This is a genomic window from Meridianimarinicoccus roseus (assembly GCF_003172915.1).
In the GTDB taxonomy this organism is placed as follows: Bacteria; Pseudomonadota; Alphaproteobacteria; order Rhodobacterales; family Rhodobacteraceae; genus Meridianimarinicoccus; species Meridianimarinicoccus roseus.
Map to the genome: position 1 here is coordinate 63543 of NZ_QGKU01000021.1, position 14161 is coordinate 77703.

The following is a 14161-nucleotide window of genomic DNA, read 5'->3' on the forward strand; positions in this document are numbered from 1 at the left end:
CGCGTCGCATGGGCCGGGTATGAAGACTGGGAATGCAGGGGCTGGTCCGACAGACCTTCCTATGCCGATGCGCGCACCGACGGATCGGACGCGACGGGCAACGTTCGGGGCACAAGGGACTCGATCACTCGTTACCGACCGGGCAAAAGATGCATCCGGCCCCACGCGGTTACAAGTGAAGGAAAGCCGACTTTCGGCAATCCCCGTGTCTAATGTGCTGTCAAAATGCGCGGGAATCCGCTCAAAATCGCGCCGAACTCCCGTCCTGCGCGACCTAAAATGCCCATTTATTGAGCATAAACCCGTAAGTTGTAAAAGCGATTCCCTGACGGAGGTGCGTGGGCAGCGAAACATCAGCGCCGCTCCCAGTCAGGGCTGTCGAAGGCGGCGGGAAAGCTGCGCCGGGCCTGCTCCTCGTCGATCCGCAGCAGCGCGTCGTAGCTGGCAGGGTCAAACGGATCTTCCGCCGGCAGCACTTCGCGCCCGAAAAGCCAGCTGAGCCGTCCGGCATCGAGATTGCCACGCTCGAACGGGTCCGCCCCGAAATAGAGCCACAGCGCGGCCATGAACCCCTCGTCCGCACGGCGGTCGGCCGGCTTACGGTCGGCGTGCCGTTCGCGCCGGACCAGCGGCGTCGCGCCCGATTTGTTGTCGCGGCGGATAGTGAACTGGAAGTCTGTACCAGGCAGTCGGCCCGGAAAGCCGCGATGCTTCAGCATGAATGCAGCCTCGCGTGGCGGATCCAGCGGGCACGACGATCGGGGCAGCTTAGCAGCGCCGACAGCCGGTCGTGAGCGTTCTGCGATACCGGCCCGGCCACTGCCCCACCCGCGCGCAGGCGCAGCCCGCCTTCAACCTTAGTGACTTCGACCACGGGGGCGAAACCACGCAGGCTCCGCAGCGTGCGCCACATGTCCTTGCGCACCTCGTGAGCCAGCGCACGACGGCGAAGCTGTGGCAGCCGGGTTTCGGCGCACAGGTCGAACCGCGGCGGCACACGGCGCGACACCGTAAGCGCATCGCCACAATCGGTGACATGCCATGCATCGCGGGTCACGGGCGCACCGCCAGCATGTCCACCTCGACCAGCGCGTCGACAGCCAGCGCGGTCACGCCGATCGTGGTCCGGGCCGGGCGCGCGCCGTCGGGGAAATACCGTTTGTAGACCTCGTTGAAAGCATCGAAGTCGCGCTTGAACTCGGTCAGGTAGCAGCGGCATTGCACGACGTCCGACAGCGTTAGGCCGATCCCGTCCAGAACCAGCTTCAGATTTTCGAACACGCGTTCCGCCTGCGCCTCCACGCCTTTGGGCAGGTCAGCGTCCGGCGCGCCGGGCAGCGTGGGCATCTGCCCCGTCAGCATGACCCAGCCCTGCGCTTCGGTTGCGTGGCAGAACGGGCCGACCGGTGTCGGGGCCTGGAGGACTGTGTGGAATTTCGGCATGGGACCTCAGGGGCTTGGACAAGGAGGTGCGGGCAAAACGTCATGCCCCGCACCTCCGCCATACACGTTCCGCGGACGGGAGAACTGGGTTTTCGGAGTCACAGCGGGATGTTGTCGTGCTTTTTCCACGGGTTCTTGAGCGACTTGTTGCGCAGGCTGGCGAAGGCGCGTGCCACCCGCTTGCGCGTGGACTGGGGCATGATCACCTCGTCGATGAATCCGCGTTCGGCCGCGACGAACGGATTGGCGAAACGTTCCTCATAATCCTTGGTGCGTGCTTCGATTTTCGCGGCATCGCCCAGTTCTGACCGATAGAGGATTTCTGTCGCGCCCTTGGCGCCCATCACCGCAATCTCGGCCGTGGGCCACGCATAGTTGAAATCCCCCCGAAGATGCTTGGACGACATCACGTCATAGGCCCCGCCATAGGCTTTGCGGGTAATCACCGTGACTTTTGGCACTGTAGCCTCGCCATAGGCGAACAGAAGCTTCGCGCCGTGCTTGATGACGCCACCGTATTCCTGTCCGGTCCCCGGCAGAAAGCCCGGCACGTCCACCAGTGTCAGGATCGGGATCTCGAAGCAGTCGCAGAAGCGCACGAACCGTGCCGCCTTGCGCGAGCTGTCGATGTCCACGCACCCGGCCAGCACCATCGGCTGGTTGGCCACTACGCCCACGGTGCGCCCTTCGATCCTGATGAAGCCGGTAATGATGTTCTTGGCGAAATCCTGCTGGATCTCGTAGAAATCGCCCTCGTCAGCGAGCTTCAGGATCAGCTCCTTCATGTCGTAGGGCGTATTGGGATTGTCCGGGATCAGCGTGTCCAGGCTGTGTTCCACACGGTCCGGGCTGTCGAAGAACGGACGCACCGGCGGCTTGGAGGTGTTATTGAGCGGCAGGAAGTCCACCAGCCGCCGCACTTCGGTCAGGGTTTCGACATCGTTCTCGAACGCTCCGTCGGCGACGGAGGACTTGCGCGTATGCGTGCTAGCCCCGCCCAGTTCCTCGGCGGTGACGACTTCGTTGGTGACGGTCTTGACCACGTCGGGGCCGGTCACGAACATGTAGGAACTGTCGCGCACCATGAAGATGAAGTCGGTCATCGCGGGGCTGTAGACCGCGCCGCCGGCGCACGGCCCCATGATGACGCTGATCTGCGGGATCACGCCCGACGCCATGATGTTGCGCTGGAATACCTCGCCATAGGCGGCAAGGCTGTCCACACCCTCCTGGATACGGGCGCCGCCACTGTCGTTCAGCCCGATCACCGGCGCGCCGTTCTGGATCGCCATATCCATGATCTTGCAGATCTTCTTGGCGTGGGTTTCCGACACCGAACCACCCAGAACGGTGAAGTCCTGGCTGAACACATAGACCTGCCGCCCATTGATCGTGCCCCAGCCGGTCACCACTCCGTCACCGTATGGGCGCTGCTGCTCCATCCCGAAATCGGTGCAGCGATGCGCCACGAACATGTCGAACTCCTCGAACGAACCGTCATCGAGCAGCAGGTCGATCCGCTCGCGGGCAGTCAGCTTGCCTTTCGAATGCTGCGCCGCGATCCGCTTCTCCCCCCCGCCGAGGCGGGCGTCGTCACGACGGTTTTCCAATTCGCTGAGGATATCTTTCATTGGCCGGATTCCCTTGTTTTGCCGGGACATTAACGAGCCGCACCGCAGCGCAAAAGGAATTTTCGGAATATTTGCAAATCTATTTGCCCCAACTGTTCGCAAATTGAATATTTGCGAAATCCAGCGCTCACCCGCCCGCACAGCTTGTGTGCATGGACAAAACCCGGCGACGCGCCTAACGCTTTGGCCATGCCACATGCCCCCCTCGTCAGGTTTCTTGACCGGACCACCCCGCCGCACATTGTCACACTGGTCCTGCTTGCCGGTCTATCGGCGGCGGCCATGAATATCTTTCTGCCGTCGCTGCCCAGCATGGCGACGCATTTCGACGCCGATTACCGCGTACTGCAACTGTCCGTCACGCTCTATCTGGCCGTCAATGCCGTTCTGCAGATCTTCATCGGGCCGCTGTCTGACCGGTTGGGGCGGCGCCCCGTGCTGCTGGGGGCCTTTGCACTTTTCGTCCTGTTCACCGTCGGCATCCTCTTCGCGCCGACGGTCGAGGTGTTCCTGCTGCTCCGCATGGGCCAGGCCGCCGTGGTCGCCGGAATGGTGCTGAGCCGCGCGATCGTGCGCGACATGGTCCCACAGGATCAGGCCGCGTCGATGATCGGATACGTCACGATGGGCATGGCGCTGGTTCCAATGGTTTCGCCTGTGATCGGCGGGTTAATGGACGAGGCGTTCGGCTGGCGGTCAAATTTCGTGCTGTTGATCGTGCTCGGCATGGCGGTCACATGGCTGGTCTGGGCCGACCTCGGCGAGACCGCCGGCAAGCCCGACCAGACCCTGCGCGAACAGATGCGCGAGGCGCCGGAACTGCTGACCTCTCCGCGCTTCTGGGGCTACAACCTTGCGGCGACCTTCGCGTCGGGCGCGTTCTTCGCCTATCTCGGCGGGGCGCCCTATGTCGGCTCCGAGGTATTCGGGCTGTCACCGGCCATGCTGGGACTGTTTTTCGGGGCGCCCGCTGTCGGCTACATGGCGGGCAACGCGATATCGGGCATGTTCTCGGTCCGCTACGGGATCAACGCGATGATCGTCACCGGCACCGTGCTGTCCAGTGGCGGGCTTTTGGCCGCCCTTTTGCTGTTCTATTCGGGGTTCGAGACGGTCTACGTGTTCTTCGGCTTCATGGTGTTCGTTGGCCTTGGCAACGGGCTGGTGCTGCCCAACGCGACGGCGGGGATGCTCTCGGTGCGTCCGCGACTGGCGGGCACCGCCTCGGGCCTTGGCGGCGCCATGATGATCGGCGGCGGCGCGGCCTTGTCGGCATTGGCGGCAGCGCTTCTGGTGCCCGGCGCCGGGGCGTATCCGCTGATCTGGATGATGTTCCTGACCTCGACCGCGGCGATCGGCGCGATTTGCGTCGTATTGTGGCGCGAGCGGCAACTGGGGCTGTCGCGGCCCGAATGACACGCCCCTTGCCGCCGCCCACGGCGCAGGCCTAGGGTCGCGGAACGAGGGAGCGAGAATGGCAAAGCAGAAACTCTATGCCGGGGCAAAGCTGCGCGAAATCCGACGGCGGCTGGAACTGTCACAAAAGGATTTTGCCGCGAAATTAGGGGTTTCACTGCCATACCTCAACCAGATGGAAAACAACAACCGGCCGGTTTCGGCCGGGGTCGTGCTGGCGCTGGCGCAGGAATTCGGCTTTGATGTGACCGAACTGTCCACCGGCGACACGGAACGTCTTGTGTCCGACATGCGCGAGGCGCTGGCCGATCCGCTGTTCGGGGACAATCCGCCGCCTATGGCCGACCTGCGCCTTGCCGCGTCGAACGCCCCTGCGCTGGCGCATGCGATGCTGGAGTTGCACCGCGCCTACCGGCAGGCGCATGAACGGCTCGCATCGCTGGACGAAGCGTTGGGGCGCGGCGGCGGCGGACCCGGGCTGCCGTCACCATGGGAAGAAGTGCGGGACTTCTTCCACTACTGCAACAACTACATTGACGCGGTGGACAGGGCTGCGGAACGCTTCGCAACCGCCGGAACCGGGGATGGGGACCTGCGCCGCCGCGCGACCGACGCGCTGGACAGGATCGGCGTGTCGCTGCGATTTGCGGACGGAGCAGGCCTGCGCCACTACGACACCGCCTCGCGCATCCTCACGCTGTCGGACCGTGCGGCCCCCGCGACGCTGACCTTCCAGTTGCTCCACCAGGTCGCGCTGCTGTGCCATGCAGACCTGATCGACGCCACGCTGGACCTTGCCCGCTTTCAGACCGCGCAGGCCCGCGACATCGCGCGGATCGGCATGGCGAACTATTTCGCAGGGGCCGCGCTTCTGCCCTACGCGCGGTTTCTCGCCGCCGCTCAGGACACGCGGCACGACCTCGAACAGATGGGCGACCAGTTCGGCGCCAGCATCGAGCAGGTGGCGCACCGGCTGTCGACCCTTCAGCGGTCGGGTGCGAAGGGGGTGCCGTTCTTCTTTGTGCGGGTGGACCAGGCCGGCACGATCACCAAGCGCCACTCCTCCACCCCGCTGCAATTCGCGCGCTATGGCGGCGCCTGCCCGTTGTGGAACGTGCACCGCGCGTTCGAGACGCCGGGCCGTTTCCTGCGCCAGCTGGCTGAAACCCCCGACGGGGTGCGTTACCTCTGCCTAGCCAGGGACGTCTCGAAGCCAGGCGGCAGCTTCCACGCGCCCGTGCGCCGATATGCGATCGGGCTGGGTTGCGAGGTGCGCCACGCGGGCGCGCTGGTCTATGCCGACGACATGGACCTCGGCAATGCCCGAGCGTTCGAACCTATCGGCATTTCCTGCCGGATCTGCGAACGGCCCGACTGCCACCAGCGGTCTGTGCCGCCGCTGGAACGGCGGCTGACCATCGACGCCAACCGCCGCGGCGTGCTGCCCTACGAAGTGGACCGCTGAGCGGTCACGGACAGCGCCATCATGCGGGCGCGTGGTCGCGCAGCAGACGGGCGATCTCGTCCTTCAGGGTCATGCGCATCTTGCGCAGGCGCAGCGCCTCCACATCGCACATCGGCTCCACGTTGGTTTCGACGCGGTGCAGCGTGCGGTTGATCTCGTGATACTCGTCCATCAGGCGCGCGGCGTGGGTGTTGGTCTGGCGCAACTCGTGCAGCGCGGGGCCGGCATGCGGGAATTCATCGGCAAGTTCGTGCGGGACGTGGGACATGTCACTCTCCTGTTGCTTGTCCCCGGAAGGCTAACCCCCTGCCCGCGCCGCCACATTGACCCGGATCAAACCGTACCCGCCGCGGTCAGCTTTTCGTCTGCAGCGGATTCGGCGTCAGCGCGCGACGTTTCAATTGCTGCTCGCGCAGCGCGATGAAACTGACCGCGGCCACGACGATGGCACCGCCCAGCACCACGAACGGATCGACCGGTTCGCCGAAGACCAGAAACCCGACCAGCACGGACCAGACCAGTTGAAGAAAGACAGCCGGCTGCGTGACCGACACAGGCGCGGCGCGGAACGCCAGCGTCATGGTGTAGTGGCCGGCGGTAGCGAAGGCCGCAACCAGTAGCAGCCCGGCCAGGGCCGCCGGTCCCGGCGTTACCCACTGCGCAACCGCAACCGGAAGCAGCACCACCGGCACGATCAGCGAGAGAAGGGCGACCACCACGTCGGCCGGAAAACGGCCGGACAGCGACTTCGCCAGCAGATAGGAGGCGCCGAAACTGCCTGCCGTGACCAGCATCGCGAGATGTCCTGGGTCCAGCGTGCGAAGCCCGGGCCGCAGGATCACCAGTGCGCCGACCAATGCGACGATCACCGCGCCGATGCGGCGCGCGGCCATCCTTTCGCCCAGAAAAAGCACCGCGCCCAGCGTCACAACCACCGGCGCGAGATAGTTGATCGCCGTCACCTCGGCGATCGGGATGCGTGTCATCGCGTAGAACCAGAAAATGACGCCGATCCCGTGCACCACACCGCGCATGCCGAACAGCGTCCAGTCGCGCGAGGTAAGACGAGCCGCACGCAACCCGCGCAGCATCGGCAGCACGAAGACCAGCCCGAGCGCGTAACGCAGGAAAGCCGCCTCTGGAGCGGGGACGGCATCGCCAAGCGCCTTCACCGTGGCCTGCACCCCGACGAAGCAAAGCCCCGTCAGCACCATCCAGCCCAGCCCGACGAGCGGCTGCCCGGTCGCTGTCCGGGCCGCTTCGGAGGACGGGCGCGGCGCCTCAGCCAAGGTTCACAGGGCCGCCATCACCTCATCGCTGACTTCGAAGTTGGCGGTGACGTTCTGCACATCGTCGTCATCTTCAAGCGCATCGATGAGCTTGAACAGTTTCTGGGCCGTTTCGAGGTCGAGGTCTGTCGTGGTCTGCGGTTTCCAGATCAGTTTCGTGCTTTCGCTTTCGCCGAGCAGCGCCTCGAGCGCGGTGGACACGTCGTTCAGATCGGTGTCGGCGGTATAAATGACATGGCCCTCGTCGGTGCTTTCCACATCCTCGGCGCCCGCTTCGATCGCTGCTTCCATCACAGCATCTGGGTCCGCGACATCGGCAGGATACACGATCTCGCCCTTTCGATCGAACATGAACGCCACCGATCCCGTCTCGCCAAGGTTGCCGCCGTTCTTTGTGAAGGTCGACCGGACGTTGCTTGCGGTCCGGTTGCGATTGTCGGTCATGGCCTCGACCATCACAGCCACGCCGCCGGGCCCATACCCTTCATAGCGGATCTCGTCATAGGCTTCGGCATCGCCGCCGGTCGCCTTCTTGATGGCCCGGTCGATCACGTCCTTCGGCACCGAGTTCGACTTGGCTTCCTTCACGGCAAGACGCAGCCGCGGGTTCTTGTCGGGATCGGGGTCGCCCATCTTGGCGGCGACGGTGATTTCCTTCGAGAGCTTGGAAAACAGCTTGGACCGGGCGGCATCCTGTCGGCCCTTGCGGTGCTGGATGTTTGCCCATTTGGAGTGACCAGCCATGCGTTGCTGTCCTTCTTTTCAAGGTCGTTTTGCCTCTCATAGTCAGCGCTGCGCCGGGCTGCAAGCGCCGCGCACGCCGTGGGGAACACCGGCCCGTTCCTGTACGAATCGTGCAATCACATCGCGCAACCCTTGCGGGAACCCGCCGCGCACCCGCCGCGCACCCGCCGCGACAGTCTGCGCAAAGGCGCAAAAAAAATGGACGGATATAAGGCAAGGCGGCCCCGCCAAAGCACGCCGAAACTTCCCTATCGTCACGGCCTCCACATCTTAGACCCTGTAAACGTTAACAAAAACTTCGCAACTTTAGGGTAACGCGTGAAAAACAAAGCCAGATATACGAAAGTCTGCTAAGCGCTGCCAAAGAACAGAACACTTGACCCATTGGACCAGTTGGCCGATAACCTTCGGAGGAGTTAACAAAGGGTAGCACCGGTATGAATAAGATTTTAAAGGCAGCGTTTCTTGCTGCAACCTTGGCCGTGGGAACATCGGCATCGGCGGCAGTAGTCGTCTTCAACGCGGGCGGTACGATCACGACGGCTCCGGCCACGCCGATCTCAACAGATATTTCCTCTGGCGATTTTGTGATTGCCACGGAAACGCTTGACCCGCTCGGGACCAACACGTTCACGTTTACCGCGCTGAACGACTTGGTTGTAAGCACAATTGCGCTTGCAGGCGTCGGAACGAACACTGGTGCTGATCTGGCGCAGGTTCGGTTTGGCTTTACCGCAACGCCAGCGACACCGTTCAGCAGCATCGTTCCGAATCCGGACACTGCTTCGGCAACCGGAATTCTCCCCGGCTTTTCTCTGTTGGCTGGTGATAGCTTCACGATTTTCTGGGAATCGGTTGCTCCTTCCGCATCGGGCACTGTCGGTATCGCAGCAAGCTTCTTCACGACCGATCCGCCGCCGATCCCGCTGCCGGCAGCACTTCCGCTGCTCGCGGGTGGTATCGCACTTCTCGGTCTGGTTCGCCGCAAGGCTTGAACTTTTCCTGATAGTAACGAAAAAGGCGGCTTCGGCCGCCTTTTTTTGTTGCGAGGTGCTTTTTGCAGGAGGGTAAACTTGCCGCACAGCCCTTGGACAGGCGCCGCGCAGGACCACCCTCCCCGCTTTTGGCTTTTGCAAGCCAGGTCTGCAGGCCCGTTCTTTGGCACCTCGTCTATACCCACCCCCGGGTCAACGGCCGCCTCGCCGCGAAAGCGCGGCGCGCTGCGCTGCGTCCGACACGCCCAGCCATCACCGCCCCCCCGGCCATCTCTCGACGTGCTTCGGACGGATCGGATCACGGCGCCAATCATTGGCAGCAGGCATGACATCCGCACGCCAGAGATCGCGTCAGGTCGGGCGTTTGGCGTGATGGTCCTCAGAGAGGCCAGATCACCGGGATCAACAGGGAAACCAGCAAGCCAGTGCTCAGGTTCAGAGGGATACCCACCTTCAGGTAGTCGCTGAAGCGATAGCCACCGGGGCCGTAAACCATCATGTTCGTCTGATAGCCGATGGGCGTGGCGAAACTTGCCGATGCCGCGATCATAACGGCGATAACCAGCGGGCGAGGATCAAACCCCAGCGCAGTGGCAAGCCCGATGGCAATCGGCGTGACAACAACGGCCACCGCGTTGTTCGACACCATCTCGGTCAGGACCGAGGTCATAAGATACACCGACCAGATCAGCAGGAACGGCGGCAGCGTTTCCAGCGCAGGCGCAACAGCGCCGACCAGAAGTTCCACCGCGCCCGATGCGCCCAGCCCCGCACCGATGGCCAGCATCCCGAAAATCAGCGCCAGCAGTCGTCCGTCGATGAACGAGAACGCTTCTTCCGCATCGATGCAGCGGGTCATCAGGACCGTTGCCACCGCCACCACCGCCAGCATCAGGATCGGCGCCACGCCAAGCCCCGCCAGAACCACCACGCCGGCCAGAGCACCGATGGCGATCGGCGCCTGATCGCGCCGGTAGGCCCGCTGCGAGGGCGTGGCCACGTCCACGAGATCCATATCGGCGGCAAGGCGCCGGATGTCGGCCGGTGCCCCCTCCAGCAGCAGCGTATCGCCGACGCGCACGACGATGTCGTCCATCTTGCGGCCGATGTTCTGGTTCGACCTGTGCGCCGCGATCGGATACACGCCATAGCGCCGTCGCAGGCGCATAGATCCGAGCGACCTGCCGATCATCCGGCAACCGGGCGTGATCAGCACCTCGACCGTAGTCGTCTCAACAGACGACAGTTTATCCACCATGCGCACGTCGCGGCTTTTCTGAAGCCCCAGCACCTCGGTCATCTGGGTGCGAAGAACCACGCGGTCGCCGGGTTCAAGCGTCACGACGCCCATGTCCCGCCGCAGCGACAGGTCTCCCCGCAACACATCGATCAGCCGCACCCCTTCGCGCTTGAAGATCTCGACCTCGGTGACCTGCTGGCCGATCAGAACGCTGTCCTCAGGCACCGCGACCTCGGTAAAGAACTTCATGCCCTTGCGGCCAGACATCAGGCTGGCCATGCTGTCGCGCTCAGGCAGCAGACGGGGCGCGACCAGCAGCAGGTAAAGCATCCCCCAGCACACGACCGCGATCCCAAGCGGCGTCACTTCGAAGATCGAAAAGGCACGCAGCCCGTTCTCGCGCGCAACCCCGTCCACCAACAGGTTTGTGGAGGTGCCGATCAGCGTCAGCGTGCCGCCCATGATCGCGGCGTAGGACAGCGGGATAAGCAGCTTGGATGGCGATTTGCCAAGTGTCTTGGCGATCTGGGTGAACACCGGAATCATCACCACCACGACCGGAGTGTTCGAAACGAAGGCCGACGCGATCACGACGAAACCGATCAGCACGGCGACCGCCTTCCGCGGTTCGCGCGTGGCCAGCGCCTCCGTGCGGCTGATGAACCAGTCCAGCGCACCGGTGCGCACCAGCGCACCCATCACAACGAACATTGCGGCGATGGTCCAAGGCGCCGGGTTCGACAGCACGTCCAGCCCGGCCTGGTAGGGGAGGATGCCAAGGATGAGCATCGCTGCCACACCGCCAAGCGCGACCACTTCGGCTGGGAACATCTCGCGCAGGAAACCCGCGAACATCAGGATCACGATCACCAGTGCGACGATGGCATCGGCCTGCGCAAGGCCGGTCACTCCTGCCAGATCAAGCTGCGTCATGCATCATCCCGCACTGCACCCGGCACCCACGCCAGCTTACTCGCTCAACAGGCGATGCCGCGCAGCATCTGTCAAGGTCCGCTGCCCTGCAGGCGGCCACCCTCACGGATCATGCTGACGGATTGTGCCTTGCCGTCCCTGTCCGAGGTCTCCACCAGCACGCCCGACAGGGTCGCCGCTCCAGTCGCGGGCTGGAAGCGGCCCTTGCCCATGCCGGTCACGAAGCGCCGCAGAGGTTCGGCGCGGTCCATGCCGATGACCGAATTGTAGTCGCCGCACATGCCCGCATCGGTCAGGTAGGCCGTGCCCCCGTCCAGCAACTGCGCATCGCCTGTGGGCACATGGGTATGCGTGCCTACGACCAAGGACGCGCGCCCGTCACAGAAATGGCCCATCGCCATCTTCTCGGACGTCGCTTCGGCATGTATGTCGACGACCACGGCCTGCGCCAGCCCGCCAAGGGGATGAGTGCGCAGAACCCGGTCCATGTGCGAGAACGGATCGTCGAACGGGCGCTTCATGAAAACCTGCCCCAACACCTGCGTGACCAGCACCTTGCGCCCGTCCGGCAGGGAAAAGAGCCTGTGGCCGACGCCCGGCGCGCCTTTGGCGAAGTTAAGCGGGCGCAGCACGCGCGGTTCGCGTTCGATGAAGCTCAGCATGTCCCGCTGGTCGAAGGCATGATCGCCCAGCGTGATGCAATCCGCCCCCGCCTCCAGGATCACCTTGGCGTGCTCGGGGGACAGCCCGGCGCCCGAAGTTGCGTTCTCGCCGTTGACGATGACGAAGTCGGCGCGCAGCCTGTCGCGCAGCGGTTTGAGATGGTCGGCCAGCGCAGCCCGGCCGGACCGGCCCATCACGTCGCCCAGAAACAGTATCTTCATGCCACAGGGACTAGGCGGACATGCAGGGCGCGGCAAGGGTTTTCATGCCCGGCCCGAGCCAACGGCGCGCCCTTGCGCAAAGCGGTGCAGCCCGGTTTCGGTCACCACGGCATCGAGCGGCTGATCGGTGGCGTCGCGCGGCAGGGCCTCCACCCGCTGCGCGGCGAAGGCGTAGCCCACCGCCAGTACCGGGCCCGCGGCACGCAGCCTTTCCAGCGTCCTGTCGTAGAACCCGCCGCCATAGCCCAGGCGGAAGCCCGCCGCGTCGAACGCAACAAGCGGCACGATGAGGATCCCGGGCACGAGGTCGGGCCCGTCGCGCGGCACGCGCGCCCCGAACGGGCCGTCGATCATCTCGGCCTCGGGGGTCCATTGCCGAAAGCGCAAGGGCAGACCCGGCCCGTCGATGACCGGCACGCAGACCGGACCGACGCGCGCGTGCCGCGCCATCACCGGCAGCGGGTCGATCTCCGACCGGATCGCCATGTATCCCGCCACCGTCGCGTCTGGATGCCCGTCCAGCAGCGCGGAAAGTGCCGCCTGCGCGGGACGCGGGTCCACGGTTGCCTGCGCGCCCTTGCGCCGCGCAAAAGCCGCCTTGCGCGCCTGCGCCTTGCGCGCCGCAGCATCGTCGCTCCCCGCACCGGTCACAGCAGGACCTGCGTTGCGAGGCCGAGGAAGGCAAAGAAGCCCACCACGTCCGTTACCGTCGTCACGAATGTCCCCGAAGCCAGCGCCGGGTCCAGCTTCAGCCGTTCCAACACCACCGGGATCAGGATGCCCGACAGCCCCGCGACCAGCAGGTTGATGATCATCGCCGCCCCGAGCACCGCACCGATCACTGCCGACCCGAACCAGGCCCAGCCGATCACTCCCATCACGACGGCGAAGGCGACGCCGTTGACCAGCCCAACCAGCGCCTCGCGTCGCACGACGCGCAGCATGTTCGACCCGGTCAGATCGCGTGTCGCCAGCGCCCGCACAGCCACGGTCAGCGCCTGCGTGCCCGCGTTGCCGCCCATCGAGGCAACGATAGGCATCAGCACCGCAAGCGCCACGACGCTGGCCAGCACGTTCTCGAACTGCGAGATCACGACCGACGCCAGGATCGCGGTGCCAAGGTTCACCGCAAGCCACGGCAGGCGCACGCGCACGGTTTCCATCACGTTGTCCGACATGCTGGCATCGCCCACGCCGGCAAGGCGCAGGATGTCCTCTTCGTGCTCGTCGCTCAGCACGATCATCGCGTCGTCAATGGTGATCACGCCAACCAGCCGACCGCCATCGTCGACCACCGGGGTCGAGATCAGGTGGTACTGGTTGAACGCATAGGCCACGTTCTCGCCGCTTTCGGTGGCATGGATCGGGATGAACGTCTCTTCGGTAAGATCGCGCAACATGACCGACCGCCGCGCGCTCAGCATCCGGCCCAGCGTGACGTTACCAAGCGGCACCATGCGTGGGTCGACCAGCGTCACGTGGTAGAACTGGTCCGGCAGATCCTCGTTGTCGCGCAGGAAGTCGATCATCTGTCCCACGGTCCAGTCCTCGGGCGCGGTCACGACGTCGCGCTGCATCAGCCGTCCGGCCGTGTCCTCGGGATACCCAAGCGCCTGCTCGACGGCGTACCTGTCCACATCCTCGAGCGCGTCGAGGATCGCTTCCTTCTGGACGTCTTCCAGATCCTCCACCAGGTCGACCACGTCGTCGGTGTCGAGATCGCGCACCGCCGCCTGAAGCCGCTCCGGATCGAGCAGGCTGATGACGTCCTCGCGCAGTCCTTCGTCGAGTTCCGAAAGGACCTCGCCCACCGAGTCGCCGGCCCACAGGCGCAAAAATGCCTCGCGCTCCGATTCGTCTATCTGTTCCAGAAGATCGGCGATGTCCGCCGGGTGCAGACCGTCCAGGAATTCCTCAAGCCGTCCGGCATCGCCAGTCTCGACCGCGGCAAGGATCCTCCCCACTCGGCGCGGGTCGAGATGCGTGTCGGTCATGTCCGTGTCTTCTGCGGCTTCGTCGAGCATCGAACCTCCTGTCGGCGCATGGGAACTCTAGGCGGGCATCGCGCCCGGAAACAGGGCCGAAACGGCACGGACCGGCGCGAAAGCGGCGGCGCAGGGC

Annotated in this window: 14 protein-coding genes; 3 read left to right on the plus strand and 11 right to left on the minus strand. The window is 64.6% G+C overall.

What is annotated here, in order from left to right; genetic code table 11:
- Positions 1-353: 353 nt before the first annotated feature.
- The 4 genes from DKT77_RS05135 to DKT77_RS05150 form a co-directional block, all read right to left on the minus strand.
- A complete protein-coding gene (locus DKT77_RS05135) occupies positions 354-719 on the minus strand; it encodes a hypothetical protein (RefSeq protein WP_109810650.1) in 366 nt (121 codons plus the stop codon).
- Complete coding sequence (locus DKT77_RS05140; RefSeq protein ID WP_109810651.1) at positions 713-1057, minus strand: hypothetical protein; 345 nt, start codon at positions 1055-1057, stop codon at positions 713-715. The genes DKT77_RS05135 and DKT77_RS05140 overlap by 7 nt, the downstream gene beginning before the upstream one ends.
- Complete coding sequence (locus DKT77_RS05145; RefSeq protein WP_109810652.1) at positions 1054-1443, minus strand: RidA family protein; 390 nt, start codon at positions 1441-1443, stop codon at positions 1054-1056. The genes DKT77_RS05140 and DKT77_RS05145 overlap by 4 nt, the downstream gene beginning before the upstream one ends.
- A gap of 98 nt (positions 1444-1541) precedes the next feature.
- Positions 1542-3074, minus strand: a complete 1533-nt coding sequence (locus DKT77_RS05150; protein WP_109810653.1) for an acyl-CoA carboxylase subunit beta — start codon at positions 3072-3074, stop codon at positions 1542-1544.
- A gap of 189 nt (positions 3075-3263) precedes the next feature.
- On the opposite strand from DKT77_RS05150, the gene DKT77_RS05155 reads away from it, so the two are divergent.
- Together DKT77_RS05155 and DKT77_RS05160 are read left to right on the plus strand one after the other, a co-directional pair.
- Positions 3264-4490, plus strand: coding sequence for a multidrug effflux MFS transporter (locus tag DKT77_RS05155; RefSeq protein WP_109810654.1), 1227 nt, complete (start codon positions 3264-3266; stop codon positions 4488-4490).
- A 58-nt stretch (positions 4491-4548) separates the two neighbouring features.
- Positions 4549-5955, plus strand: coding sequence for a helix-turn-helix domain-containing protein (locus DKT77_RS05160; protein ID WP_109810655.1), 1407 nt, complete (start codon positions 4549-4551; stop codon positions 5953-5955).
- A 19-nt stretch (positions 5956-5974) separates the two neighbouring features.
- Here the strand turns inward: DKT77_RS05160 and DKT77_RS05165 are convergent, their stop codons facing one another.
- The 3 genes from DKT77_RS05165 to DKT77_RS05175 form a co-directional block, all read right to left on the minus strand.
- Complete coding sequence (locus tag DKT77_RS05165; RefSeq protein ID WP_109810656.1) at positions 5975-6223, minus strand: HP1242/YdcH family protein; 249 nt, start codon at positions 6221-6223, stop codon at positions 5975-5977.
- Positions 6224-6308: 85 nt separating this feature from the next.
- Positions 6309-7244: a DMT family transporter gene (locus DKT77_RS05170; RefSeq protein ID WP_274520048.1), complete on the minus strand. Its 936-nt coding sequence runs from the start codon at positions 7242-7244 to the stop codon at positions 6309-6311.
- Positions 7245-7247: 3 nt separating this feature from the next.
- Complete coding sequence (locus DKT77_RS05175; protein ID WP_109810658.1) at positions 7248-7988, minus strand: YebC/PmpR family DNA-binding transcriptional regulator; 741 nt, start codon at positions 7986-7988, stop codon at positions 7248-7250.
- Between the two features lie 437 nt (positions 7989-8425).
- Here DKT77_RS05175 and DKT77_RS05180 point away from each other — a divergent pair, with 437 nt between their 5' ends.
- Positions 8426-8983 (plus strand): hypothetical protein, encoded by a 558-nt coding sequence (locus DKT77_RS05180; RefSeq protein WP_109810659.1) that lies wholly within the window; start codon positions 8426-8428, stop codon positions 8981-8983.
- 379 nt (positions 8984-9362) lie between these two features.
- Here the strand turns inward: DKT77_RS05180 and DKT77_RS05185 are convergent, their stop codons facing one another.
- The 4 genes from DKT77_RS05185 to mgtE all read right to left on the minus strand — a co-directional run bounded on the left by DKT77_RS05185 (position 9363) and on the right by mgtE (position 14064).
- On the minus strand, positions 9363-11156 hold the full coding sequence (locus tag DKT77_RS05185; protein ID WP_109810660.1) for an SLC13 family permease: 1794 nt from the start codon (positions 11154-11156) through the stop codon (positions 9363-9365).
- Between the two features lie 71 nt (positions 11157-11227).
- The gene (locus DKT77_RS05190; protein WP_109810661.1) at positions 11228-12040 is read right to left on the minus strand and encodes a TIGR00282 family metallophosphoesterase; all 813 of its coding nucleotides are present in this window, start codon (positions 12038-12040) and stop codon (positions 11228-11230) included.
- A gap of 42 nt (positions 12041-12082) precedes the next feature.
- Positions 12083-12691 (minus strand): 5-formyltetrahydrofolate cyclo-ligase, encoded by a 609-nt coding sequence (locus tag DKT77_RS05195; RefSeq protein ID WP_109810662.1) that lies wholly within the window; start codon positions 12689-12691, stop codon positions 12083-12085.
- Entirely contained in the window at positions 12688-14064 is a 1377-nt protein-coding gene (mgtE, locus tag DKT77_RS05200; protein ID WP_109810663.1) for a magnesium transporter, read from the minus strand. The genes DKT77_RS05195 and mgtE overlap by 4 nt, the downstream gene beginning before the upstream one ends.
- Positions 14065-14161 lie beyond the last annotated feature (97 nt).

Bases quoted from the DNA above. Each gene is read 5' to 3' on its own strand.
- DKT77_RS05135 (WP_109810650.1), bottom strand. From the start codon at position 719: ATGCTGAAGCATCGCGGCTTTCCGGGCCGACTGCCTGGTACAGACTTC.
- DKT77_RS05145 (WP_109810652.1), bottom strand. From the start codon at position 1,443: ATGCCGAAATTCCACACAGTCCTCCAGGCCCCGACACCGGTCGGCCCG.
- DKT77_RS05150 (WP_109810653.1), bottom strand. From the start codon at position 3,074: ATGAAAGATATCCTCAGCGAATTGGAAAACCGTCGTGACGACGCCCGC.
- DKT77_RS05155 (WP_109810654.1), top strand. From the start codon at position 3,264: ATGCCACATGCCCCCCTCGTCAGGTTTCTTGACCGGACCACCCCGCCG.
- DKT77_RS05160 (WP_109810655.1), top strand. From the start codon at position 4,549: ATGGCAAAGCAGAAACTCTATGCCGGGGCAAAGCTGCGCGAAATCCGA.
- DKT77_RS05165 (WP_109810656.1), bottom strand. From the start codon at position 6,223: ATGTCCCACGTCCCGCACGAACTTGCCGATGAATTCCCGCATGCCGGC.
- DKT77_RS05175 (WP_109810658.1), bottom strand. From the start codon at position 7,988: ATGGCTGGTCACTCCAAATGGGCAAACATCCAGCACCGCAAGGGCCGA.
- DKT77_RS05180 (WP_109810659.1), top strand. From the start codon at position 8,426: ATGAATAAGATTTTAAAGGCAGCGTTTCTTGCTGCAACCTTGGCCGTG.
- DKT77_RS05185 (WP_109810660.1), bottom strand. From the start codon at position 11,156: ATGACGCAGCTTGATCTGGCAGGAGTGACCGGCCTTGCGCAGGCCGAT.
- DKT77_RS05190 (WP_109810661.1), bottom strand. From the start codon at position 12,040: ATGAAGATACTGTTTCTGGGCGACGTGATGGGCCGGTCCGGCCGGGCT.
- mgtE (WP_109810663.1), bottom strand. From the start codon at position 14,064: ATGCTCGACGAAGCCGCAGAAGACACGGACATGACCGACACGCATCTC.